Genomic DNA, 23,704 nt, shown 5'->3' on the forward strand with positions numbered 1-23,704 from the left:
TCTTACTTTTAAATCGTTATCGCTTTTCAGAATAAGTTAGTGTTTTCTTCTATTATAATAGGAAGTTATTTTCGTCATTGAAAAATGCCCCTCTTTCTGCTATAATCGTATAAAACACTTACTTGAGGAGTCCTTATGAAGGTTGTAAAATTTGGTGGAAGCTCGCTTGCCTCTGCTGGTCAGTTAGAAAAAGTCTTAAACATCGTTAAAAGTGATAAAGAACGCCGTTTTGTAGTCGTTTCTGCACCCGGCAAACGCAATGCTGAAGATACCAAGGTAACTGATGCCTTGATCAAATACTATCGTGACTATGTGGCTGGAAATGACATCAGTGCTAGCCAAAGCTGGATCATTGACCGTTATGCCGCTATGGTTAGTGAACTTGGGTTAAAACCTGCTGTTTTAGAAAAAATCTCTAAAAGCATTCGGGCCTTGGCAACTCTTCCTATAGAGGACAATGAATTCCTCTATGATACCTTCCTAGCGGCTGGAGAAAATAACAATGCCAAACTCATTGCAGCCTACTTTAACCAAAACGGTATCGATGCACGCTATGTTCACCCAAGAGAAGCTGGAATTGTTGTCACAAGTGAACCTGGAAACGCACGCATCATCCCATCTAGTTATGACAAGATTGAAGGCTTGGCTGATAGCACCGAAGTCCTTGTCATCCCTGGTTTCTTTGGTGTGACTAAGGAAAATCAAATCTGCACTTTTTCACGTGGAGGTTCAGATATCACAGGTTCTATCATTGCAGCAGGTGTTAAGGCTGATCTCTATGAAAACTTTACAGACGTAGATGGTATCTTTGCTGCCCATCCTGGTATTATCCACCAACCACACTCCATTCCTGAATTAACCTACCGTGAAATGCGTGAGTTGGCTTACGCTGGATTTTCAGTCCTTCATGACGAAGCCCTTCTTCCTGCCTACCGAGGAAAAATTCCTCTTGTCATCAAGAATACCAACAACCCTGACCACCCAGGTACGCGCATTGTTTTAGAACACAGTAGTGATAAATTCCCAGTAGTAGGGATTGCGGGTGACTCAGGATTCGTCAGCATCAACATGTCAAAATACCTCATGAACCGCGAAGTCGGATTTGGTCGCAAGGTTCTGCAAATCCTTGAGGACCTCAACATCGGTTGGGAACACATGCCTACAGGTATCGACGATCTTTCAATCATCCTCCGCTCCCGTGAATTAACTCCTATCAAAGAAGAAGAAATTCTACGTCAACTCGTTCAAAAGGCTGAAGTGGACCATGCTGAAATCGAACATGACCTTTCCATCATTATGATTGTTGGAGAAAAGATGAAGAGCCATATCGGGGTAACTGCTACTGCAACACGTGCTTTGTCTGAGAATAAAATCAACATCCAGATGATGTCCCAAGGTTCAAGTGAAGTTTCCATCATGTTTGTTGTCAATAAAGAGCAAGAAAAAGCAGCTATCAAGGCTCTTTATCATGCCTTTTTCGGTGAAAGTAAGGAAGACTAATCATGGCCCAATCACTCAATCAAGTCATTGACCTCCAAACTACTGGGACATCTTACCTCTCTATCTCTGGAAAAGTTGGAAAATTTCTAGTTGGGGATCAAGCCTTAGAGTTTTATCCTGATGTCAATGTCGAACAATATATCCAAATCCCTTGGTCCAGCATTCAACAAATCGGAGCCAACGTAAGTGGCCGCAAAATCAGCCGTCACTTTGAAGTCTTTACCGATCAAGGTAAATTCCTCTTTGCCTCAAAAGACTCTGGGACTATCCTCAAAATCGCTCGTGAAAAATTAGGAAACGATAAGGTTGTCAAACTTCCTACTTTGATTCAGACCATTGGTCAAAAATTTAAAAATCTATTTGCAAAAAAGTAGAAACTTTAGTATAATCATAGCAACGGATAAGTAGGTTATCTCCTTCTTTCAGAAAGTCTGCGGGTGCTGCGAGCAGATAGGAGGGATAGGTGAAATTCTACCGTTGTTCACAATTACATATATAATCAAGTGCACACCTGTGAAGTTGGATGGAACCGTGGCCCTGCCACTCCAACGCTTTGTCAGGTGTGCTTTTTTCATAAAGGAGTTCTTATGTTAGATATCAAACGTATTCGCACAGACTTTGATGCTGTCGCTGAAAAATTAGCTACACGTGGTGTAGATGCTGCTATCTTGAATGAGATGAAAAAAATCGATGCTAAACGTCGTGACATCTTGGTCAAGGTTGAAACTCTAAAAGCAGAACGTAACACAGTTTCTGCTGAGATTGCCCAAGCCAAGCGCAACAAGGAAAATGCAGATGACAAGATTGCTGCTATGCAAACCCTATCTGCTGAAGTCAAAGCCTTGGATGCTGAGTTGGCGGACATCGATGCTAAATTGACAGAATTTACCACTACTCTTCCAAACATCCCTGCCGACAGCGTTCCTGTTGGGGCTGATGAAGATGACAATGTGGAAGTTCGCCGTTGGGGTACTCCGCGCGAGTTTGACTTTGAACCAAAAGCTCACTGGGATCTTGGTGAAGACTTGGGTATCCTTGACTGGGAACGCGGCGGTAAAGTAACGGGCGCTCGCTTCCTCTTCTATAAAGGTCTTGGGGCTCGTTTGGAACGTGCTATCTACAACTTCATGTTGGATGAGCATGGTAAGGAGGGCTATACGGAAGTCATCACGCCTTACATAGTTAACCATGACTCTATGTTTGGTACTGGTCAATATCCAAAATTCAAGGAAGATACTTTTGAACTCAGCGACACCAACTTTGTCTTGATTCCTACGGCTGAGGTGCCTCTCACAAACTACTACCGTGATGAAATCCTTGACGGAAAAGACCTTCCAATCTACTTCACTGCTATGAGTCCATCATTCCGTTCTGAAGCGGGTTCTGCTGGTCGTGATACACGTGGCTTGATTCGTCTGCACCAATTCCACAAGGTTGAAATGGTCAAATTTGCCAAACCAGAAGAATCATACGAAGAATTGGAAAAAATGACAGCCAACGCTGAAAATATTCTTCAAAAACTCAATCTTCCGTACCGTGTCGTTGCGCTCTCTACTGGGGACATGGGCTTCTCAGCTGCCAAGACTTATGACTTGGAAGTTTGGATTCCAGCCCAAAATACTTACCGTGAAATCTCAAGCTGTTCAAATACAGAAGATTTCCAAGCTCGTCGTGCCCAAATCCGTTACCGAGATGAAGCCGATGGCAAGGTGAAACTTCTTCACACCTTGAATGGTTCTGGACTTGCAGTTGGACGTACAGTTGCTGCTATTCTTGAAAACTACCAAAATGCAGATGGTTCTGTAACCATTCCAGAAGCTCTTCGTCCATACATGGGTGGAGCTGAAGTTATCAAACCATAAAAAACAAGGCCTAGCTAGAAAATAGCTAGACCTTTTTTCGTAACCAAATCAGATAAGCGCCCAATACAAAGAATAAAATAGTGAGGCATATAACAGTTTCAGCCAAGACCAGATAATCCATAAATGGAAGTTTCAAAATTCCCTGAGCCATCTTGAGCGAAGTAGCTGTGATAATGGTTGGGAAGGTGAGGGCTGAGAAGGCTGGTTGAAAGCCTTGTTTTAAAATATTGGGCAGGCGAGTTAAAACAAAGAAAAAGAAGGACTGAGATGCCAAAATCATGACGATCAAGAGCCAAGTCGGTAGGCCTGCTCCTCCAACTCGAACTAGGGAAGCCAGGAGTAGAGAAAAGGGAGCACAGTAGATTCCTTCCTGTCCAAGCAAGGCCACTGGGAGTGGATCTTTCTTTAAATCGCTATAAATAAGCGGATAGAGATAGAAGGTCAAGACAAAACCAAAACTCAAGGTCGCATAGGCAATCTCAATAATGCCTACCAGAGGATAGGTCAAGGCTGCTACTGCTATTCCCACATAGAGTACCGTCCAACTTGGAGTCGCATTGACCCTCCGACCCGGACAGGCAAATTTGATGGTAAAAGTAGCAATCAACGCCAAATCCAAGAGAAAGGAAAACCACCAGATTCCTTGTGCTAGCAAAGAAAGAGCAGGGAATACGCGAAAAACATAGGTCGATAAAATCATCCCAGCCATAGGAAAAGTGGCCATCCCAGATAAAAGAGGGGGCTTGGTCAATTCTTGCTTGGTTTCTTCCCAATTAAAAAGATGGAGAATCAGAAAGAAAAGCCACAACACTAGACCAGTCAGGCTCAATAAATGCGACAGAACAGGCAAAGTATCTGCAATCAGATTTCCTGCACCTGCTAAACCTAATAAACAGCCAGAGAATACTAAGGGTAGCTTTTTCATCCGAGCCTCCAATAATCATGTTATTATTAGTATAGCATAAAAGCGCTTAAAATAGCATAGAAAAATGAAGACTGGATTGCTCAGTCTTCATTTTTTCTTTCTGATTCGAACTAGGCATAAGGTTGTAATTCTGGGTTAATAGGCGTATTGGCTAGATTGTTGGCATAGTTGCAGAGGCTGGCAAGACTAACACCGAGAACCACGTCCAAGGCATTTTGTTGCGTGTAACCAGCTTGCAAAAATTCAGCCAAGGCTTCATCTCCTACACGCCCTTTGGTATTGATGACCGCCAAGGTAAACTTAGCTAGAGTATCTAGTTTTGGATCTGTCTCGATTGGAGTACGGTTGCGGAGGGCTTGGAGAAGATCATCATTCATCTGAATTTGTTTGATCGAAAAGGCTGTGTGACCTGCGACGCAGAAAGCACAACCATTGGTTACGGCGGCTGTGATTTGTACCACTTCACGTTCTACTGGTGTCAGGCTATTGCGACGGTTGATGGCTCCGACAGTTCGGTAGGCTTCAAGCGCGGTTGGGGCATTGGCCAAAAGACCGATTAGGTTGGGAATATAGCCATTGTTATCTTTTTGTACTGTTTCAAGAACTTCTTTTACTTCTGCTGGTGCTGATTCTACTGTGTGGATGGTAAATGTTGTCATAAGAAACCTCTTTTCATTTTATTGTCATTTAGTCTATCATAGAATTTCACCCTTGAATAATATATATTTCCAATCGCCTTGATAAAAAATGTCTATGAAATGAAAAAAATCACACTAAAAGTGTGATTGGGTTAGTGTTTAAAATACTTTTTAGTCTCAGCAATGACGACTGGCGACAAGACTAAGAGGGCAATCAAGTTTGGTAAAGCCATCAAGGCATTGACGATATCTGCGATAATCCAAACCATATCCAACTCGATAAATCCTCCCAACAAGACCATGACTACAAAGACTACACGGTAAAGCCAGATAAAGCGGACACCAAAGAGAAACTCAAAACAGCGCTCTCCGTAGTAGTTCCAACCGAGAATAGTCGTAAAGGCAAAGAGTACAAGGAAAATGGTCAAGAGGGCAGGTCCAAAATGTGAAAAAACTGTTGAGAAGGCTGACTGAGTCAAGGCAACTCCATTCAAATCACCACTCCAAACCCCAGTAACCAAGATGGTTAAACCTGTCAGAGTACAGATAATCAACGTATCAATAAATGTTCCTGTCATAGAAATCAAGCCTTGCTCTACTGGTTCATTTGTCTTAGCTGCAGCCGCTGCAATGGGAGCTGAACCAAGACCAGATTCGTTAGAGAAGACTCCTCGCGCCACACCATTTTGGATAGCCATCCGAATGCTGGCACCTGCAAAACCACCTACCGCAGCTACTGGACTAAAGGCTGAAGTAAAGATGAGGGCAAGTGTGGCTGGGATTTTCTCGATATTAAAGAGAATAACTGTAAGAGTCCCTAAAATATAGACAATAGCCATAAAAGGAACCACTGCTGTCGAAACTTTTGATATGGATTTGAGGCCACCAAAGACGGCAATCCCTACAAAAATAGATAAAATCAGAGCCGTGATAGCTGGATTAATTTGGGCTGTATTTTGAATGGATTCTGTAATCGAATTGACTTGGGTAAAGGTACCAATCCCTAGAAGGGCAACCAATACACCCGCTAGGGCAAAGAAGATAGCAAGTGGACGCCACTTTTCTCCCATCCCCAAAAGGATGTAATGCATGGGTCCTCCAGCTACAGCTCCATTTGCATCCTTGGTGCGGTACTTGATAGCCAGCAAGCCTTCAGCATACTTGGTCGCCATCCCAAAGAAGGCTGCCATCCACATCCAAAAGAGGGCCCCTGGTCCCCCAACCTTAATGGCTGTCGCGACTCCGATGATATTTCCCGTACCAACGGTGGCAGCTAGAGCTGTACAAAGAGCAGCAAAGCTCGACACATCGCCATGCCCCTTGTCCTTGGTAAAGATCAACTGAAAGGCCTTAGGGAGACGAGCTACCTGCAAAAGACCTAGTCGGATGGTCAAATAGATACCCGTTCCGACCAATAAGATCAAGAGGGGAGGCCCCCAAACGAAAGCATCAAGCGCTTTAAGCAATTCTAACATATCCTTCTCCTATCTTTTCAACCCCAAAAGAAAGAGCACATGCAAGATACATGTACTCTGGAATGCTTAGATAAATGCCAAAAAGCGGTCTATCCTAGCTCTGTCCTTTTACCTGAGAGTTTGAGCAGTTACCTGCCTTGCCCCTTCGGTGCCTTTACGGTCTCTCCAGAGTTCCGTCCATTTACAGTCATGGAAAACAAACCTTTTTCCACTTCTATTAAACTTCATTCGGTGTTGGTATTTTATTTTTTATTATTCTACAAGAAAAGTTAGCCTTTGTCAATATATTCTATGAAACTTTTTGACTTTTCATTTCTTTTTTTCAGAAAGAGCGAATCCTTCTTCTCTCTATCCTTTAAAGGTCACAATGGTTGCGCCACTACCGCCAGCATTCTGTGGAGCATAGCCGAAAGTCTTAACATGCTTGTTTCTTTGTAGATATTTGGTGACGCCCTCACGAATGACACCTGTTCCGATACCATGGATGATGTCGACTTGCGCCATGTTATTGAGCAGGGCTTGGTCGATAAAGGCATCTAGCTCATTCATGGCCTCTTCATAACGTTTGCCTCGGAGATCCAGTCTGGCTTGCGGACCACGACCAGAAGCACGTTTGACGACATTGACTTGTTTTTTCTTGACTAGGGCTTCTTGTTGAGCCTGAACAAGGTCAAATTCTTTCTCTTCCAAGGTCATCTTGATCAAACCTACTTGGGCTTCCCAACGGCCATCCTTGAGCTGATTCGTCAATGTTCCACGTTGGCCATAACTGAGAACCACGATATCATCCCCAACCTTTGGAGCTCGTTTTTTCTTGGCCTTTTGAAGGACCTTGTTTTTAGATAAGTCGACTTTTTCAGGAGCTAGTTTTTTCAGCTCAGCCTTGGCTTCAATGATTTCGTGGGGTTTGAGTTGAGACTTGCTATGGAGATTCTTGAGAATCTGGTCACTCTCATTTAGAGCAAGTTCCACAATCTCGGCAGCTTGTTCACGCGCCTTGTTAAGCTCTGTTTCCTTCTCGCGATTGAGTTCGTTGTAGAGTTTTTTGAGTGCTCGGTTCATCTTGAGGTTTTCTTGCTCCACCTCACGGATATTGTCCAAGCGTTTACGGCTTTCAAGCGTTTGCTCTTCCAATTGTTCAATGATGCGGTTGACATCATTATCTTGGTTAACCTGCTGGCTGGCATCCCCGACAATGACATCCGACAAGCCTAAGCGTTTAGCAATTTCAAAGGCATTGCTTCGGCCAGGAACTCCCTGCATAAAGCGATAGGTCGGACGCAGACTGGCTGTATCAAACTCCATGCTGGCATTTTGCACAAAGGCTGTTTCAATACCGTAGGCCTTGAGCTCTGGATAGTGGGTCGTCGCCATGGCCTTGACCTGACGCAGACGAAGATCCTCCAGAATAGCCATAGCAAGCGCTGCTCCTTCCTGTGGATCGGTACCAGCCCCGAGCTCATCTAGCAATAAGAGCGAGTGCTGATTGACCTTGCCAAGAATATCTACGATATTGGTCATGTGGCTAGAGAAGGTAGATAAGCTTTGCTCGATAGACTGCTCATCCCCAATATCTGCGAAGATTTCCTCAAAAACACCGACACGGCTTCCTTTATCAGCTAAAATGGGCAAGCCTGACTGGGCCATGAGTTGAGTCAAGCCCAGAGTTTTGAGCATGATGGTCTTCCCACCAGTATTGGGACCTGTAATGACAATGGCCGTTAATTCCTTACCAAAGTGTACATCGTTTGCAACAGCATTTTTGACCAAAGGATGGCGAACATGAAGGAGTTGAATTTCTTGGTTCTCTGAAAGTTGAGGAACCACTGCCTGTCTTTCTTGGATGAAACGTACCTTGGCACGAATCAGATCCAGATGGCCAATAATCCAAGCGTCATTAGCAATCTCCGCAGCATGAGGGCGGACCCGTTCTGAGAGCTCCTGCAGGATGCGAATCATCTCATAGCGTTCGTCAGCTCGCAAACTAGCGATTTCTTCGCTCAGTTTCACGACCTCACGTGGCTCGATATAGACCGTGTTTCCACTAGCAGAGATGTCATGGACAACACCTGCAATCTTGTTCCGGTAGGTATTCTTGACGGGTAAGACTTGACGCCCATTTCTGCTAGCGATTATCCCTTCCGTCAACATCTGCGCTTTTTGCTTGAGCAAGTCTTGCAAGACATCTCGAACTTGACTCTCGCTATCATGGATTTTCCGACGGATACGTGCTAGTTCTTCGCTGGCAAAATTCTCGATAAATCCTGCATCATTTAGGGCTTGGAGACTTCCTTGCAAGTGTGGATAATCATGGAGTTTCTCAAACCATCTCGCCAACTGCTCCAAACGTACATTTTCAAGATTGGCATAAAAACCTTGCAACTCTCTGCTAGCAAGCAAGACTCGTTTGAGGAGCAGAAACTCCTCAATATTGAGGTCCGCTCCCATCTCCAGACGCTTGCAAACAGCTGATATCTCACGCGTCGCTAGGATGGTAAAGTGAGGTTGCTCCACAAATAGGGCTTGCATTTCCTCCATCTCTGTAAAGGCTTGCTTGATCTTATCCGTCTTGGCAGTTGGAACCAAGCTTTTTAGCTCCGCTAGGCCTTGTTCTGTCAGGAGATGAGGTTCAAACAAGGCTTTGATTTTATTGAATTCTAAGGTTTCTAGTATTTTTATATTCATATTCTTTCCTTGTATGCTTGTTTATAAGATTATAGCAACTAGAGGTTTTGACCTAGTCCCCCAATCTGTAAACAAAGGGCTAGGAAAAATCCCGCCCTTTTTATCCGATTAAATTTGTCACCCAAAGTTGTTTAATAAAGTTTGTCGTAAAAGGGACACTTTGGATGATATGTTTGGCTACTGTACTTTTTTCGAGTGAATTTTGAATGACTGCCAGAGGCACCGTTGCAAGGATGGTCAGAGCCATTTGCAAGACAAATAAGGTTACCAATAGAGATAAAAGGCCTGATCCGATACGCAACCATTTGACATCGAGCTTTTTAGTTGGAATCAAGTGCAGGAACAAACCGACAAAACGTCCGATACTATAACAAATTCCGAAAACTAAAAGGTAGGCTAGGCCCGCATAAAAGACCTTGTCTAGCTGAAACAGCTGGTCTGAAGGGAAGAAAGAGGTTCCCTGTCCTTCCTGAGGATTGGCATAAGGGACAAGCAAGTGGAAGTGGTCGCCCAGTGATTTATAAAACTGTCCCGCAACAAAGGCTGAAATCACTGCCACGAGGAAATAATAAACTTGCAGGACCAAACCTCTACGGTAGCCGATGTAAAAGCCCCAAGCCAGAACCAATAAGAGTAGGATTGAAATCATAGGGAATCCTCAATCTTGCTCTGTTCTTGTTTGACAGCAATTAACTTGTGGCGGAGTTCTAACAACTCTTGCTCCTTGTCATCAAATTCAATCTCACGGTTGAGTTGTGTAGACAGACAATTGACCGCCAAAAGAAGCGCAATGGTTTCATCATCCGCCCCAGGCATTTGTTCTTTAATTGCTTGGTATTTTTCAGTCGCAACCTTGGCAATTTCCTCCATAAAGAGGTTGTCATGCTCGGTTGTCAAGGTTAATGTCTTTTTCCCGAATGTAAACTTATATCGATTTAGATTTGCCATAAAATTCACCTCACGATATTATACCAAATTTCGCTAACTTTGTCAGTTTTTACCAATTCTCCTGCTTTTGTGGTACAATAGAGACTATGGCAAGTATCACACTCACACCAAGTGAACAGGAAATTCAGAGCTTTTTAAGTCAGTATCAGAAGGCTCTCAGTCCTAGTAAAAATCCTTATATTCGCTATTTTTTGAGACTGCCTCAGGCAACGGTTTCCATCTATACTTCTGGAAAAGTTCTCCTGCAGGGCGAAGCTGCTGAGCAATACGCCAGTTTCTTTGGCTACCAAGTTCAACAAGAAAACAGTGGACAAGATTTCCCTATAATTGGGACTGATGAGGTGGGAAATGGTTCCTACTTTGGCGGACTAGCTGTCGTGGCTTCCTTCGTGACACCTGACCAGCATGACTTCCTACGAAAACTCGGCGTGGGAGATTCCAAGACTCTGACCGACCAAAAGATTCGTCAGATTGCCCCTATCCTCAAGGAAAAGATTCCACATCAAGCGCTCCTTCTTTCACCGAGCAAGTACAACGAAGTCATCGGAGAGCGTTACAATGCTGTTTCTGTAAAGGTTGCCCTTCACAACCAGGCTATCTTTCTCCTTCTAAAAAAAGGAGTCCAGCCAGAAAAAATCGTGATTGATGCTTTTACAAGTCCTAAAAACTATGACAAGTACTTGGCGCAAGAAGCCAACCGTTTTCCAAACAAAATTAGCTTAGAAGAAAAAGCCGAGGGAAAATACCTGGCTGTTGCAGTTAGCTCCATCATCGCGCGGGATCTCTTCCTCGAAAACTTGGAAAATCTTGGACGAGAACTAGGCTATCAACTGCCAAGTGGCGCTGGAACTGCATCTGATAAGGTTGCCAGTAAAATCCTGCAGGCCTATGGTATGAAGGGACTTCATTTCTGCGCCAAACTGCATTTTAAAAACACTGAAAAAGCAAAAAAACTTCTACAGAGGTAAACCATGAACTATTTAAAATCATTTATAAAAGAATGGGGAGTTATCTTCCTGATTATCGCACTGGTCGGTCTTAGCCGCATCTTCCTTTGGAGCAATGTCCGTGTGGAAGGACACTCGATGGACCCTACCCTAGCCGACGGAGAGGTTCTCTTCGTTGTCAAACATCTCCCAATTGACCGCTTCGATATCGTGGTTGCGCACGAGGAAGACGGAAATAAAGACATTGTCAAAAGGGTTATCGGTATGCCTGGAGATACCATCCGCTATGAAAATGACAAACTCTTTATCAACGGTGAAGAAACGAATGAACCTTACCTAGCTGAATACCTCAACTTGTTCAAAACAGAAAAGTTGCAGAACACCTATACTGGAAAAGGATTTGAAGGCAATAAGGGAGTTTACTTTAGAGAACTTGCTCAAAAAGCACAAGCCTTTACGGTCGATGTCAATTCCAATACCAGCTTCAGCTTTACTGTCCCTCAAGGTGAGTACCTTCTCCTTGGTGACGATCGTCTAGTCTCTAGCGACAGCCGCCATGTCGGTACCTTCAAGGCCAGCGATATCAAAGGCGAAGCAAAATTCCGTTTCTGGCCACTTAACCGTATCGGAACTTTTTAAGATAAGGAAGAGGCCGAGAATGCTAAGTCTCAGCCTCTTTTTCTATTGCGAGAAGAAGGCCTTTTAGTCTCCTAGCTTGTTGAAAGAAGCTAAGGGTCCAACTCTCATGAACTCATGTAAAGGAAACCTATGGAAGTTTATTTTTCAGGCACCATTGAACGGATTATTTTTGAAAATCCCAGTAATTTTTATCGTATTCTCCTCCTAGATATCGAAGGTACCAATGCGGAGGACTTTGACGATTTTGAAATCATCGTTACAGGAACCATGGCGGACGTGATTGAAGGGGAAGACTACACTTTTTGGGGACAAATCGTTCAGCACTCCAAGTATGGGGAACAGCTTCAGATCAACCGTTATGAACGCGCAAAACCAACTAGCAAGGGCCTCGTCAAATACTTTTCTAGCAGTCATTTCAAGGGGATTGGTCTCAAAACTGCTCAGAAAATCGTCGATAGCTATGGTGAGAATACCATTGACGAAATTCTGGAACATCCTGAAAAGCTAGAAAGTATTGCAGGACTCTCTGCAAAAAATCGCGAGGCTTTCCTCTCTACCCTCCGTCTCAACTATGGGACAGAAATGGTCTTAGCCAAACTAGCTAACTACGGCATTCCCAATAAACTAGCCTTTCAGATTCAAGACTTTTACAAGGAAGAAACGCTGGATATTGTTGAAAATTATCCCTATCAACTGGTTGAGGATATCAAGGGTTTGGGCTTTACCATTGCTGACCAATTAGCTGCCGAACTAGGCATCGAAAGTCAAGCTCCTGAGCGCTTCCGCGCTGGCCTTGTCCACAGTCTCTTTCAAGGCTGTATGGATACGGGCGATACCTATATGGAAGCCCGAGATTTGCTGGAACAAACCCTGACTCTCCTAGAGTCTTCCCGTCCCGTGGAACTCGATCCCAGCCAAGTTGCTCAGGAATTATCTCATCTGATCGAAGAAGATAAGGTTCAGCAGATTGATACCAAAATCTTTGATAACAGCCTCTTTTTCGCCGAAGAAGGCATTCGCAGTCACTTGGTTCGTATCCTTGAAAAAGGAAAGAAACAAATTCAGGATCTAGAAACCATTCACAAGCATATCTCTACTGTCGAGCAAGAACTGGGGATTCAGTACGATACCATTCAAAAACAGGCTATCTGCGACGCTATCCAGAACAAGGTCTTTATCCTGACAGGTGGGCCTGGTACAGGTAAGACGACTGTTATCAATGGAATTATCGCTGTTTATGCCCTCTTAGAAGGGCTTGAACTCAGGAAGAAAAGCAGTCTGCCGATTCTTCTCGCTGCTCCAACTGGTCGAGCGGCTCGGCGCATGAATGAATTAACAGGTTTGCCTAGCGCTACTATACACCGTCATTTAGGGATGACGGGAGACGATGATACCAGTCATCTAGAAGATTATCTGGATGCCGACTTCATCATCGTGGATGAGTTTTCTATGGTGGACACTTGGCTAGCCAACCAACTTTTCTCCAACATCTCTTCTAACAGTAAAATCCTCATCGTGGGCGATAGCGACCAGCTACCTTCTGTTAGTCCTGGACAAGTCCTTGCTGACCTGCTCCAGATACCCCTGATTCCGCAGACGCGTTTGGAACGGATTTACCGTCAGAGCGAAGAATCAACTATCGTTACCTTGGCTAGTCAAATTCGACAAGGCATCTTGCCAGCTGACTTTACCCAGAAAAAGGCAGACCGTTCCTACTTTGAAATCGCTAGTGGCCATATCCCAGCTACCATTGAGAAAATCCTCGGCGCTGCCCTCAGAAGTGGCATTCCGGCTCGCGATATTCAGGTGCTAGCGCCTATGTATCGAGGAACTGCTGGTATTGACGCCATCAACCAACTCATACAAGACCTGCTCAATCCTCAGCAAAAGGGGCAAGTGAGCTTTGAAGCAACTCAGTGTCACTATCGAACAGGGGACAAGGTCATTCACCTAGTCAACGATGCCGAAGTCAATGTCTTTAATGGAGACCTAGGCTACATCACAGACCTGATTCCTGGAAAATACACCGAGTCTAAGCAAGACGAGATTGTCATTGATTTTGATGGCAATGAAGTCGTCTACCCACGTAACGAATGGTACAAGATTCGCCTGGCCTATGCCATGAGTATTCATAAGTCTCAGGGAAGTGAGTTTCCTGTTGTCATCCTGCCCATCACCAGTGCTAGCAAGCGCATGCTGGAGCGCAATCTCATCTATACAGCTATCACACGGGCCAAGAGCAAGCTCATCCTTCTTGGTGAATTACAGGCCTTTGACTATGCAGTCAAGCATATCGGGACTGCCCGCAAGACCTATCTGATTGAGCGTTTCAGTGATTTAATTGAAACTACTATTGAAGAAAGCAAACAAGCCTTCTCTGAAACTACCACAGCAAGTGACTCTGAACAATCCTACATCCTCACCGAGGAAAACTGGTCTAGTATTCCCGCTATGATTGGAATTACAGATGCTGACTTAAAAGAGATTTTTGGAAAATAGTGCAACAGAAAGCCCACCTAGTCAGGTGGGCTTTTTCTCTTTTAAGATTATTTAACTGTTGCTGTGCTTGTGATCAATTCAACAGCTTTTTTGATAGTGATATCGTGTTTCAACATGTCAGCTGAAAGCAAGTTTTGTACTTGTGCAACTTCCATATTGTAGTCTGCTGCCAATTGCTCGATTTCTTTTTGGATTTCTTCTTCTGAAGCGTCAAATCCTTCAGCTTTGGCAACTGCTTCGATAACAAGGTTAGTCTTCGTACGTGACTCAGCTTCTGCTTCGTATTGTTTGTGAAGGTCTTCTTGAGTAGTTCCAGTGATTTGGAAGTACATGTCAGGGTTGATCCCTTGGCGTTGCAAGTTTCCAAGGAATTCATTTACTGAACGGTGAACTTCTTCATGGATCATTTCTTCTGGAAGTTCTACGATTTCAGCGTTTTCTACAGCTTTATCGATTGCTGCACCTTCAACAGCATCTTTGTATGCTTCTTCTTTCGTAGCAGTCAATTCTTTGCGGTATTTTTCTTTCAATTCGTCAAGAGTTTCCACTTCTTCGTCGATATCTTTTGCAAGTTCATCGTCAAGAGCTGGAACTTCTTTAGCTTTTACTTCGTGGATAGTTGTTACGAATTTAGCTTCTTTACCTGCAAGGTCTTCTGCTTGGTAGTCTTCTGGGAATGTTACAACAACATCAACAGTTTCGCCAGCTGAGTGACCTACCAATTGGTCTTCAAATCCAGGGATGAATTGACCTGATCCAAGTCCAAGTGAGAAGTTTTCACCTTTTCCACCGTCAAATTCAACACCGTCGATAGAACCAACGAAGTCGATGACAACAGTGTCGCCATTTTCAGCAGCGCCTTCTTTGATAACCAATTCAGCCAAGTTGTTGCGTTCGCGTTCGATACGTTCTTCAACGTCAGCGTCAGTAACTTCTTTTTCTACATCTACTGACACTTCAAGGTTTTTGTAGTCGCCCAATTTTACTTCAGGTTTTGTCACGACTTCAGCTGTAATAACCCAGTCTTGACCTTTTTCCATTGAAGTCACATCGATTTTTGGTTGTGCAACGACTTCAAGACCAGCTTCTTTTACTGCAGCTTCATAAGCGTTTGGCAAAAGAGCGTTCATTGCATCTTGATAAAGAGCTTCTTCACCAAATTTTTGGTCGAAGATAGGGCGTGGAAGGTGACCTTTACGGAAACCAGGAACGTTAAGAGTTTTCTTTACTGAGTTAAATACACGGTCCAATTCTGGTTTGATTTGGTCTTGAGAGATAGTGAAAGTCAAGACTCCACGGTTTGTTTCTTTGTTTTCAAATGATACAGACATTCTGTCATTTCTCCTTAAAATTTTTTAAATACAGTCTATTATAGCATAAACTACGGTTAATTTTCAAGTAATGAACGCGCTTTTCAATGATGCTAAAGGTACTTGCTAGCTTCCTTGATACTGAGTTCAGCCATTCTTTCCTTGTTTTTTTCGATGAAGTTTGCTACCCATTCCGGATTGGTTTTGGAGTAGTCTCTTAGAGCCCAGCCGATGGCTTTATTGATAAAAAATTCTGTTTGGTCGAGATTATTGAACAGGATCTTTTCCATTAGTTGAACATCCGTCTTCTCTTTTCTTAACAACTGGTGATCAATAGCAACTCGTCTCAGCCAGATATTATCTGATAGACTCCATTGGAGAATTCTTTCTTCAAGTTCTGGCTTGCCATATACTAAACTTCCTACTACTCGATCTAGGATATCTACCGTATCCCACCAGGACTTGGTCACGACCAGACGCTCAAGCTTAGGCAAATTATCCTTCGTTAGATAAGACTGCATGGCTTTCAAATAGTTGGCAGCCACATACTGGTATTCTCTAGGCTCCTTTTCCCAGCAAGTGTCTACAAAATCCCAATCGATCATCTTTGTTTTTTTCGCGCTTGGAAAATACTTTTTATAGAGGGCGTTTCTTTCAGGACCTGCAATACCTAAAAAGGGAAATTGATGGCGCATATAGGCTTCCATTGGGCCTGCTTTCTCAGGGTCTTTTGCTGCTTCTAGCTCCTCAATTAAATCTACAAGACTCATCTAAAAGTCCTCATGCCCAACCAAGTGGTGCTGAAAGGCATAGACCGCCGCCTGAGTGCGATCGCTGACCTCAAGCTTGGCAAGGATATTGGACACATGGGTCTTGACCGTCTTGAGAGAGATGAAGAGTTCATCTGCGATCCGCTGATTTTCGTAGCCCTTGGCGATGAGTTGAAGCACGTCACGTTCACGAGCAGTCAATTCCTCATGAAGTTCCATATGATTGCGGTGGTATTCGACCTTCTTGCTGACCTCTTGTTCAATAGCCAGCTCGCCAGCAGCAACCTTACGAACAGCGTTCAGTAATTCGTCTGCACTTGAGGTCTTGAGCATATAGCCCCTAGCCCCAGCATTTAAGACTGGCATGATTTTTTCATTGTCTAGATAAGAGGTCACTATCAAAATCTTGGCTTCAGGCCATTCTTTGAGGATGGCCAAGGTTGCATCAATCCCATTCATCTCAGGCATGACAATATCCATGACAATGACATCTGGGCGCAATTCCAAGGCCAAGGAAATCCCTTGAACACCATTGGCCGCCTCGCCCACAACTTCTACATCGTCTTGGAGGTCAAAGTAGCTTTTCAAGCCCAATCGGACCATTTCATGGTCATCTACCAGTAAAATTTTCATCTTTACTCCTTTATGATTCCTTGTCTAGCAGGGGAATACGGATATCGACCGCCAGTCCTTGCTTAGGTGCTGTCAAGAGTTGAACAGTCCCTGCCATATCCTCAATCCGCTCCTTAATATTTCGCAGTCCATAACTCAAGTCATCTAAGCTCCCTAACTGGAAACCAATCCCATTGTCCACTACCTTCAGCTGCAATTCAACATCCGTCTGATAGAGGTAGACATCTAGGCAAGATGCCTGGGCATGGCGAAGGGTATTGCTGATCAACTCCTGAAGTATGCGGAAGATATGCTCTTCAATCTTCTTGGGCAATTTAGACACATTTTGCTTGAGACTAACCTTGAGATCACTCTTGTCCTCAAGCTCTTTTAAGAGGATTTGAATCCCCTCAACCAGACTCTTTTCTTCCAACTCAACTGGTCGCAAATGCAAGAGCAAGACCCGTAGATCTTTCTGGGCTGTTTCGAGGATGGCTGCGACACTTTGCAACTGGGTCTGCATCTTTTCTCTATCAAGCTTCAAAGCCTGCTGGCTGACACCTGATAAAATCATATGGGCCGCAAACAACTCCTGACTAACCGTATCGTGCAAGTCACGTGCTATCCGCTTCCTTTCCTTCTCGATGATTGCTTCTTCCTTGACCAGACTTTGATTTTCAGCCTTTTGAACAGCTTCTGTCAAGAGGTTGAGCTTGCCAGACAAGGACTTGAAACTGGCATTCAAGTCTGGATCTGCAAAGGCAACCACCTCTTTTCCTGCTAGCAGTCGCTTGAGATTAATCTGCATTTTTCTGCGTGAAATTTCTTCTATCACGCGCCAAAAGAGGTCAAAAAAGAAGGTCATGGAAAGGCTAAATACAAGTACCAAAAAGACTATCTTTTCTATTTTTTCGATATCTTGTAGCAAATAGGACCAATCAAGATTTAAAATATCCAGCAGACTATTGGTCAAAAAGAGGATAAAGAGGAAAGAAGTCAGACCGATTAACAGATAAGATTGCTTTTTCATCCTCTGACCACCTCCACATCGCCAACCATAGTAGTTAGGAAAATCTTGACGCTCTTGTTACTCTTGAGATAGTCTCTGGTCTCCTGATGATAGTGTTCATTGCGGAGGGATCTCTTAGGCTGATGAAGGAAGGTAAGATCTCCATAGAGGCAGTTGACACTGAGACTGATTTCCACATCTACAGGCACGATAATCCTAGTCGTTCCGACCATCTTTCTAAGGATAATGACATTGTCATGATTGGTTAGGATAACTCTTTCTAGATGAATGGTGTCCTTGCCCATGAGGCGAAAGAGGTTGATATCGTCAAACTGGCAGGTCTGGTGACTAGAGAAATGATGGAGATTACCAAACCAAGGATTGCGTTCATTTTTAACCGTCACCACCTCTTCAAAGACCAAGTCCGTCTCCTCTCTTTCTTGATTCATCATTGGATAGAGAAGAAAGAGACTGTAGATCACCGCTACAAAGATGGCTAAAATCACAAAGGGATTGAGCATGACGATGAAAAAGAAAAGAATAGTCGTTACAAGGAGGAAGACATTATTGCCCTCTTTACCTGTATAATAGCGCAGCAAGAGCAAAAAGAGGAACAGAATCAGCAGAAAACGCGAAAAATGCTCTGATACCATCAAAATCAGAGCTCCCGTCAACAGACAGGCTTCAATAAATAAAAAGATTTGAAATTTTTTCATAGATGCATCCTCTCCCTTCTATTTTATCACAATTCAGAAAAGTCACCTCGGTCTGAGGATGGAAAAAGGAGATTGGACAGAAATCGCTCCTACAAACTAGGTTCTTTCAACCCACTACAGTTGACAAAAGGCTACAAAAAAGGGCGGGATTCTTGTCCCGACCTCTCTACATCTGATCTTTTGCTTCTTTTAGTTTACCATAAAGAATGTAGTCTACGTTTTGCAGATCCGCTATGGTGGCACAATTAAGGGCACACATGATCAAACGCAGATCTTCTTTCCAGCCTTGGACAATACCAATCACCTCTTCGACGGAGTAGGTTTCAACCAATTCCAGAACGGTACGTGACAATCCTACAGCCTTGGCACCAAAGACCAAGCACTTAATCATATCCAGCGGATTTCGAACCCCTCCGCTAACCAAAAGTTCGACCTTGTCTTTCCAGTCTTGAGCATTGAGGAGGGCTTGCATGGTGGACTGACCCCATTGATTGAGGTAATCACGTTGGCCACTGCGACGGTTTTCGATATAGGCAAAGCTGGTGCCACCACGACCTGATAGGTCAACCGTTCGAACACCCAGTTCATAGGCTCTCTCGATGGTCTTCACATCCATCCCAAAGCCCACTTCCTTGAGAATAATAGGAGCAGGGATTTGCTTGCTGTAGTCTGCCAGATGTGATTGCCAGTTTCGAAACTTTCTTTCTCCCTCTGGCATGAGCAATTCCTGCATGACATTAACATGCACTTGAAGGAGAAGAGGATTCATCTCTTCTACAGTCTGAAGTCCTAACTCAACAGGCTTGTCCAATCCAATATTGGTTCCAAGGAGGAGATTTGGATGGCTAGATTTGACAGAAAAAGAGTCGTCTGTTGGATCCTTAAGTGCTGCGCTATAAGAACCCGTTACAAACAAAATCCCACAGGCTTCTGCCACCTGAGCTATTTTTTGATTGATTTCTTTACCTTTTTCGCTCCCACCTGTCATGGCATTGATATAAAAAGGAAAGTCCCACTTTCGACCTGCAAACTCTGTAGACAAATCAATCTCATCTAGGTCATAAAGAGGCAGGGAAGAATGAATCAACTCCACCTCATCAAAGCTATTATAGGAACTTTTCTGCTCAAGGGCATAGCGGATGTGCTCGTCCTTACGATTTGTCATCATGTCCAATCCTTTCATGGTATAAGAGCTCAATCCCCAGATTGGCCCAACGGTTTTTTAAGGTTTCAGTCGATTGCGCATCAAAACTCAAGGCAATGCCACAGTCACCACCACCAGCGCCACTACTCTTGGCAACAGCCTGCAAATCTTGACTGGCCTCTTTCAACTGTCTCAGCGAAGGCGTGTAAATATCTGGGCTCAAGCTTTCTAAAAGCTGACTGGCTGTTTCCACCTGCTTGATGATGTTTTCTGCATGCCCCTGCTCCAAGGCTTCTACCAAAGCAGATACCGTTGCTTTTGAGGAACTTAAAAAATTCTGGTCTATGTTTTGCTTGATTTGCTTGACCATTTGACTTGATACGGCCACTTCCTTGGTCCATCCCACTAGGAAATCACATTCTAGGGCTGGTTTCACTTGTGAGATCGAAAAGCCCCAATCACGCTCCAAAACTGTCGCCAAGTTTTCTTCTTCCAACCAAGCAGCCACCTTCTGGCGATCAAAAGACTGGTAGAGAACCAAATCCTCTGCAACGATACAGGCAAGGTCTCCCATAGAACCATTGTCTCCTCGCTTGAGTAAGACCGCGCTAGTCAGCTTGAACAAGAGATCCTGATCAATCGAAAGATTATACAGAGCCAGCAGAGCCTTGACAACCAAGACAACGACGCTACCACTAGAGCCTAAACCAAACTTTTTCCCTTCTCGTTCCATTTTTCCTCGGATTTCCAAGGAAAAAGGTCGCAAAGTCTGACCGCGAACAGCAAGGAAGTCTCCCACCAAAGCAATCGTTTCTTGAATCAAGCTGTAGTCAGGATTTGGCGTCAAGTTCACTGCGAAATCAAACATGTCTGAGTAGATACAATAGTTCTCAGAAAAAGCAATCTCAGCCTTCATATAGATGGGGATGGCCTTTATCAAGGCTAACTGTCCTGGCTCTAAAATAGCATATTCACCTGCCCAGTATAGTTTTCCGCAAGTTTTAACAGCAATCATCTTGACTCAAATCCTTTGTTTTTGACACAATCAAGCGATAACGTTGACCGAAGATTTCTGACAAATGCTCCAAGTCTTCCTCTTGACAGAGAACCTTGACATTGGGACCAGCATCCATGGTAAAGTAGCAGGTTTCCCCTTGCTCACGAAGTTGACGGACAAAGTCCATGGCTTCATAGGAAGCATCCGTTAGATAAGAAAAGGCTGGACTAGCAGTTTTTGTCGTAGCGTGCATGGCTAGGGCATTTTTCTCCGTTAATTCCCCAACCTTGGCAAAGTCATTCTCTTTGAGATAAACCAGCATCTCCTGATAATCCTTCTCAGACTGGCGCACCCAGTCATCAAAGGTCGTCGAGGTTTCCACACAGAGTTTCATCCCATCACGGCTAGAAATTGGTTTTTTCTTGTCCTCCAGCACCAACATAATCATAGCTAGTTTCAAGTCTGTCTCTACAGGGTAGATTTCCCCACTATCCTTGTCCCAAGCACCGAGTGGTCCATAAAAACTGCGAGAGGATGAACCTGAAGCAAACTTAGCCTCCTGTGCCAACTGACTCCGATTCAAACCAAGCTGAAAATAAGCATTGCAAGCCTTGACCAAGGCGGACAAACCGCTAGAACTTGAGGACAGGCCCGCTGCCGTTGGCATATTGTTTTGGGTATCAATACGGACAAATCCCTCACCTTCTGGACGGTAGCGGTCAATGATTTTGCTCATTTTGGCATGCTCAGCCTCATTTTGTAGTTGACCATTGATATAAAAGGCATCAGCAGTCGCATCTGTCGGTAGAGGCGATAAGGTCGTCTCTGTGTACATATTTTCCAAAGTCAGAGAGATACTGCTAGTAGCAGGAACCATCTCTTTTTCTTTTTTCTTTCCCCAGTATTTGATAATGGCAATATTTGCGTAGGAACGTACTGTTACAGGCTTTCGATCCATGTCTGAACAGCTCCTTTCTCTTCTAATCGTTTTGCTAGTTCTTGTGCTTGATCCAGATTGGCTACCAAGGCTATGATACAGCCTCCTAGCCCGCCACCGCTCATCTTGGCGCCTAGAGCACCATGGCTAAGAGCCGTTTCAACGAGGGAGTCTGCCTCAGGGCTACTAACACCAATTTCTTTTAAATGTAAATGCGCTTGACTGAGGATTTGTCCCAGTTTTTCAGCATCTTTTTGTCTAATCGCATCTTCTGCCTGCTGGGTCAATTCTCCCAAGGCATGCAAAAACGGCAGGGCATCCTTGCCCTTGCTTTGAACCACTTGGATGGCTTCACGAGTGTGACCATACACGCCCGTATCGGCAATGACCAAATAAGCGGATAGGTTCATCTCAAGCTCTGTAAAACCAACATTCTTGATAAAGCGAATGGGCTGGTCACTGAGACAGGTCTTGGCATCCAACCCGCTTGGATTCATATGGGCAATCATCTCAGCCCGATTGACCAAGATTTCTAGTACATCATGAGGCAGATCGGCTTGATAGTAGTCAAAAACAGCTCGAATGGCTGCTATGCTGATAGCCGCTGACGAACCCATTCCACGTTTTTCAGGGATAGCCGAGTCAATCACACATCGAATGCAGGCTTCTTTGATATCCAAATACTCCAGCGAAGCATAAACCGCCATGGACAAGGTATCCTCCTCATAAAGACGCCACGGGCTTTCAGCAGGGACCACCTTGCAGGTCACTTCCACCTCTAAGAGAGGCAGAGAAATAGCTGGATAGCCGTAGACTACCGCATGCTCTCCTATTAAAATAATCTTACTATGTGCCTGACCGACACCAACTTTTTTTGTCATGTTTTCCTTTAACCAGACGGAAAGACCGTCTCATTTCATACAGTAGTATTTTCTCCTATCTATTTTATTATATTTTCACAAAAAAAGCGATTGTTTCCTTCACAATCGCCTCTTTCATTATTGAACCCATTCGCCATTATAGTTGACAGAATAACCATCTACGGTTGTATTCACTGCTAAAGCACCTGAACCATACGCATAGTACCATTTGCCATTGACCTGGAACCAGCCTGTCTTCATATCTCCATTACTTGCATGTAAGTAGTACCAAGTCGAGCCTTCCTGATACCAGCCAGTCGCCACGGCTCCTGATGAATGAAGATAGTACCACTTGTTCCCAAGATATTGCCAGCCTGTTTTCATATCGCCATTTTCAGCATCTAAATAGTACCAAGTTGAGCCTTCCTGATACCAGCCAGTTGTCATAGCTCCTGATGAACGGAGATAGTACCATTTATTACCAAGTTGCTTCCAACCAGTTTGCATGATACCAGTTGTTGGATCTAGATAGTACCAAGCTGAACCATCGTTTATCCAACCTGCACGTCTTTCACCACCAATATAGTTTTCTCCATTAATTTCCGTTTTAGCTAAATAATACCAATTAGACTGGTCATAAAGCCAACCTGTCTCTAAAGAATGATCTTGATTAAAGTAATAGTTCGTGTAAAAACTCTTCTCTTCTTTATCTTCTGGGTTTGTACGTTTTTCCCCATACTTTCTTCCAACACTGTCTTTAGTTTTAACCTCTAATGCTTTCCAACCAACAAACTCTTGTAGCACTCCATTTTTGTCAAAGTAGTACCATTCTGGCATTGGGGAACCTTCTAATCTGATACCATTTGGGTAAGGACCAATTGTATATCCTTTAACTGGCATTGGAATATATTGCCAACCAACAACCATTTCACCATTATAATCAAAATAATAGGTCTTGCCATCAATCACTCGCCAGTCCGTTTCTTTGATGTCACCCTTCTTGTAGTAGGTTCTACCATTTTCTTGGACAAATTGCCAGCCTTCTGAATCAACATCATCCGCAAAGACGGTGCTTGTCGCTAACAAAGCAAAGAAAAAGACTGTCAGTCCAACTTGCATCATTATTTTAAATTTTTTCATTAGATCTTTCCTCCATAACTGATTGTAGCAAAGACTTTATTGTATGTCAATATATAGAAACTTCTCAAAAAAAGCAGTTACACAACTGCAA

Annotated in this window: 22 protein-coding genes and 1 riboswitch; of the genes, 6 read left to right on the forward strand and 16 right to left on the reverse strand. The window is 43.8% G+C overall.

The window, feature by feature from the left end; genetic code table 11:
* Window positions 1-135: 135 nt before the first annotated feature.
* The 3 genes from MK395_RS06680 to serS all read left to right on the forward strand — a co-directional run bounded on the left by MK395_RS06680 (window position 136) and on the right by serS (window position 3,362).
* The gene (locus MK395_RS06680) at window positions 136-1,500 is read left to right on the forward strand and encodes an aspartate kinase (protein WP_000869637.1); all 1,365 of its coding nucleotides are present in this window, start codon (window positions 136-138) and stop codon (window positions 1,498-1,500) included.
* A gap of 2 nt (window positions 1,501-1,502) precedes the next feature.
* A complete protein-coding gene (locus MK395_RS06685; RefSeq protein WP_070535844.1) occupies window positions 1,503-1,874 on the forward strand; it encodes a DUF956 family protein in 372 nt (123 codons plus the stop codon).
* Window positions 1,875-2,087: 213 nt separating this feature from the next.
* Window positions 2,088-3,362 carry a serine--tRNA ligase gene (gene serS / locus MK395_RS06690; RefSeq protein WP_268711540.1) on the forward strand — a complete coding sequence of 425 codons (1,275 nt, stop codon included), beginning with the start codon at window positions 2,088-2,090 and terminating at the stop codon, window positions 3,360-3,362.
* Between the two features lie 25 nt (window positions 3,363-3,387).
* On the opposite strand, the gene MK395_RS06695 is transcribed toward serS, so the two are convergent.
* The 6 genes from MK395_RS06695 to zapA all read right to left on the reverse strand — a co-directional run bounded on the left by MK395_RS06695 (window position 3,388) and on the right by zapA (window position 10,033).
* The gene (locus MK395_RS06695; RefSeq protein ID WP_268711541.1) at window positions 3,388-4,287 is read right to left on the reverse strand and encodes a TDT family transporter; all 900 of its coding nucleotides are present in this window, start codon (window positions 4,285-4,287) and stop codon (window positions 3,388-3,390) included.
* Window positions 4,288-4,397: 110 nt separating this feature from the next.
* On the reverse strand, window positions 4,398-4,946 hold the full coding sequence (locus tag MK395_RS06700) for a carboxymuconolactone decarboxylase family protein (protein WP_000206775.1): 549 nt from the start codon (window positions 4,944-4,946) through the stop codon (window positions 4,398-4,400).
* 131 nt (window positions 4,947-5,077) lie between these two features.
* Window positions 5,078-6,400: an alanine/glycine:cation symporter family protein gene (locus tag MK395_RS06705; RefSeq protein ID WP_268711542.1), complete on the reverse strand. Its 1,323-nt coding sequence runs from the start codon at window positions 6,398-6,400 to the stop codon at window positions 5,078-5,080.
* 90 nt (window positions 6,401-6,490) lie between these two features.
* A riboswitch (glycine riboswitch) is annotated at window positions 6,491-6,579 on the reverse strand.
* A 169-nt stretch (window positions 6,580-6,748) separates the two neighbouring features.
* Window positions 6,749-9,085 carry an endonuclease MutS2 gene (locus MK395_RS06710; RefSeq protein WP_268711543.1) on the reverse strand — a complete coding sequence of 779 codons (2,337 nt, stop codon included), beginning with the start codon at window positions 9,083-9,085 and terminating at the stop codon, window positions 6,749-6,751.
* A gap of 100 nt (window positions 9,086-9,185) precedes the next feature.
* Window positions 9,186-9,734 carry a CvpA family protein gene (locus tag MK395_RS06715; RefSeq protein WP_268711544.1) on the reverse strand — a complete coding sequence of 183 codons (549 nt, stop codon included), beginning with the start codon at window positions 9,732-9,734 and terminating at the stop codon, window positions 9,186-9,188.
* Entirely contained in the window at window positions 9,731-10,033 is a 303-nt protein-coding gene (zapA, locus tag MK395_RS06720; RefSeq protein WP_000002028.1) for a cell division protein ZapA, read from the reverse strand. The genes MK395_RS06715 and zapA overlap by 4 nt, the downstream gene beginning before the upstream one ends.
* An 86-nt stretch (window positions 10,034-10,119) precedes the next feature.
* On the opposite strand from zapA, the gene rnhC reads away from it, so the two are divergent.
* From rnhC to recD2, 3 genes are all read left to right on the forward strand, one after another.
* Window positions 10,120-11,001 (forward strand): ribonuclease HIII, encoded by an 882-nt coding sequence (gene rnhC, locus MK395_RS06725; protein ID WP_268711545.1) that lies wholly within the window; start codon window positions 10,120-10,122, stop codon window positions 10,999-11,001.
* A 3-nt stretch (window positions 11,002-11,004) separates the two neighbouring features.
* Window positions 11,005-11,619, forward strand: coding sequence for a signal peptidase I (gene lepB, locus MK395_RS06730; RefSeq protein WP_049479298.1), 615 nt, complete (start codon window positions 11,005-11,007; stop codon window positions 11,617-11,619).
* 129 nt (window positions 11,620-11,748) lie between these two features.
* Complete coding sequence (gene recD2 / locus MK395_RS06735) at window positions 11,749-14,118, forward strand: SF1B family DNA helicase RecD2 (RefSeq protein ID WP_268711546.1); 2,370 nt, start codon at window positions 11,749-11,751, stop codon at window positions 14,116-14,118.
* Window positions 14,119-14,165: 47 nt separating this feature from the next.
* Here the strand turns inward: recD2 and tig are convergent, their stop codons facing one another.
* From tig to cbpJ, 10 genes are all read right to left on the reverse strand, one after another.
* Window positions 14,166-15,449 carry a trigger factor gene (gene tig / locus MK395_RS06740; protein WP_049478063.1) on the reverse strand — a complete coding sequence of 428 codons (1,284 nt, stop codon included), beginning with the start codon at window positions 15,447-15,449 and terminating at the stop codon, window positions 14,166-14,168.
* 92 nt (window positions 15,450-15,541) lie between these two features.
* Complete coding sequence (locus MK395_RS06745) at window positions 15,542-16,198, reverse strand: DNA alkylation repair protein (RefSeq protein WP_049478062.1); 657 nt, start codon at window positions 16,196-16,198, stop codon at window positions 15,542-15,544.
* Window positions 16,199-16,831, reverse strand: coding sequence for a response regulator (locus MK395_RS06750; RefSeq protein WP_139689470.1), 633 nt, complete (start codon window positions 16,829-16,831; stop codon window positions 16,199-16,201).
* Between the two features lie 10 nt (window positions 16,832-16,841).
* The gene (locus MK395_RS06755) at window positions 16,842-17,840 is read right to left on the reverse strand and encodes an envelope stress sensor histidine kinase LiaS (RefSeq protein WP_268711547.1); all 999 of its coding nucleotides are present in this window, start codon (window positions 17,838-17,840) and stop codon (window positions 16,842-16,844) included.
* Entirely contained in the window at window positions 17,837-18,535 is a 699-nt protein-coding gene (liaF, locus tag MK395_RS06760) for a cell wall-active antibiotics response protein LiaF (RefSeq protein ID WP_049478059.1), read from the reverse strand. Before liaF ends, MK395_RS06755 begins: the two co-directional genes overlap by 4 nt.
* 166 nt (window positions 18,536-18,701) lie before the next feature.
* The gene (fni, locus tag MK395_RS06765; protein WP_268711548.1) at window positions 18,702-19,703 is read right to left on the reverse strand and encodes a type 2 isopentenyl-diphosphate Delta-isomerase; all 1,002 of its coding nucleotides are present in this window, start codon (window positions 19,701-19,703) and stop codon (window positions 18,702-18,704) included.
* Window positions 19,687-20,694, reverse strand: coding sequence for a phosphomevalonate kinase (locus MK395_RS06770; protein ID WP_268711549.1), 1,008 nt, complete (start codon window positions 20,692-20,694; stop codon window positions 19,687-19,689). Before MK395_RS06770 ends, fni begins: the two co-directional genes overlap by 17 nt.
* Entirely contained in the window at window positions 20,681-21,634 is a 954-nt protein-coding gene (gene mvaD / locus MK395_RS06775; RefSeq protein WP_268711550.1) for a diphosphomevalonate decarboxylase, read from the reverse strand. The genes MK395_RS06770 and mvaD overlap by 14 nt, the downstream gene beginning before the upstream one ends.
* Window positions 21,616-22,494, reverse strand: a complete 879-nt coding sequence (gene mvk / locus MK395_RS06780; RefSeq protein ID WP_268711551.1) for a mevalonate kinase — start codon at window positions 22,492-22,494, stop codon at window positions 21,616-21,618. The genes mvaD and mvk overlap by 19 nt, the downstream gene beginning before the upstream one ends.
* A gap of 117 nt (window positions 22,495-22,611) precedes the next feature.
* Entirely contained in the window at window positions 22,612-23,613 is a 1,002-nt protein-coding gene (gene cbpJ, locus MK395_RS06785) for a choline-binding protein CbpJ (protein ID WP_049501541.1), read from the reverse strand.
* Between the last annotated feature and the right edge of the window lie 91 nt (window positions 23,614-23,704).

It is taken from the genome of Streptococcus oralis (genome assembly GCF_026782085.1).
In the GTDB taxonomy this organism is placed as follows: Bacteria; Bacillota; Bacilli; order Lactobacillales; family Streptococcaceae; genus Streptococcus; species Streptococcus oralis_DA.

What these genes read in the sequence shown, in the direction of transcription:
- mvaD (WP_268711550.1), bottom strand. Translation starts at nt 21,634, where the DNA reads ATGGATCGAAAGCCTGTAACAGTACGTTCCTACGCAAATATTGCCATT.
- rnhC (WP_268711545.1), top strand. Translation starts at nt 10,120, where the DNA reads ATGGCAAGTATCACACTCACACCAAGTGAACAGGAAATTCAGAGCTTT.
- cbpJ (WP_049501541.1), bottom strand. Translation starts at nt 23,613, where the DNA reads ATGAAAAAATTTAAAATAATGATGCAAGTTGGACTGACAGTCTTTTTC.
- fni (WP_268711548.1), bottom strand. Translation starts at nt 19,703, where the DNA reads ATGATGACAAATCGTAAGGACGAGCACATCCGCTATGCCCTTGAGCAG.
- MK395_RS06750 (WP_139689470.1), bottom strand. Translation starts at nt 16,831, where the DNA reads ATGAAAATTTTACTGGTAGATGACCATGAAATGGTCCGATTGGGCTTG.
- MK395_RS06695 (WP_268711541.1), bottom strand. Translation starts at nt 4,287, where the DNA reads ATGAAAAAGCTACCCTTAGTATTCTCTGGCTGTTTATTAGGTTTAGCA.
- MK395_RS06745 (WP_049478062.1), bottom strand. Translation starts at nt 16,198, where the DNA reads ATGAGTCTTGTAGATTTAATTGAGGAGCTAGAAGCAGCAAAAGACCCT.
- recD2 (WP_268711546.1), top strand. Translation starts at nt 11,749, where the DNA reads ATGGAAGTTTATTTTTCAGGCACCATTGAACGGATTATTTTTGAAAAT.
- MK395_RS06700 (WP_000206775.1), bottom strand. Translation starts at nt 4,946, where the DNA reads ATGACAACATTTACCATCCACACAGTAGAATCAGCACCAGCAGAAGTA.
- tig (WP_049478063.1), bottom strand. Translation starts at nt 15,449, where the DNA reads ATGTCTGTATCATTTGAAAACAAAGAAACAAACCGTGGAGTCTTGACT.
- zapA (WP_000002028.1), bottom strand. Translation starts at nt 10,033, where the DNA reads ATGGCAAATCTAAATCGATATAAGTTTACATTCGGGAAAAAGACATTA.
- MK395_RS06680 (WP_000869637.1), top strand. Translation starts at nt 136, where the DNA reads ATGAAGGTTGTAAAATTTGGTGGAAGCTCGCTTGCCTCTGCTGGTCAG.
- MK395_RS06705 (WP_268711542.1), bottom strand. Translation starts at nt 6,400, where the DNA reads ATGTTAGAATTGCTTAAAGCGCTTGATGCTTTCGTTTGGGGGCCTCCC.
- MK395_RS06685 (WP_070535844.1), top strand. Translation starts at nt 1,503, where the DNA reads ATGGCCCAATCACTCAATCAAGTCATTGACCTCCAAACTACTGGGACA.
- serS (WP_268711540.1), top strand. Translation starts at nt 2,088, where the DNA reads ATGTTAGATATCAAACGTATTCGCACAGACTTTGATGCTGTCGCTGAA.
- MK395_RS06770 (WP_268711549.1), bottom strand. Translation starts at nt 20,694, where the DNA reads ATGATTGCTGTTAAAACTTGCGGAAAACTATACTGGGCAGGTGAATAT.
- liaF (WP_049478059.1), bottom strand. Translation starts at nt 18,535, where the DNA reads ATGAAAAAATTTCAAATCTTTTTATTTATTGAAGCCTGTCTGTTGACG.
- lepB (WP_049479298.1), top strand. Translation starts at nt 11,005, where the DNA reads ATGAACTATTTAAAATCATTTATAAAAGAATGGGGAGTTATCTTCCTG.
- MK395_RS06755 (WP_268711547.1), bottom strand. Translation starts at nt 17,840, where the DNA reads ATGAAAAAGCAATCTTATCTGTTAATCGGTCTGACTTCTTTCCTCTTT.
- MK395_RS06710 (WP_268711543.1), bottom strand. Translation starts at nt 9,085, where the DNA reads ATGAATATAAAAATACTAGAAACCTTAGAATTCAATAAAATCAAAGCC.
- mvk (WP_268711551.1), bottom strand. Translation starts at nt 22,494, where the DNA reads ATGACAAAAAAAGTTGGTGTCGGTCAGGCACATAGTAAGATTATTTTA.
- MK395_RS06715 (WP_268711544.1), bottom strand. Translation starts at nt 9,734, where the DNA reads ATGATTTCAATCCTACTCTTATTGGTTCTGGCTTGGGGCTTTTACATC.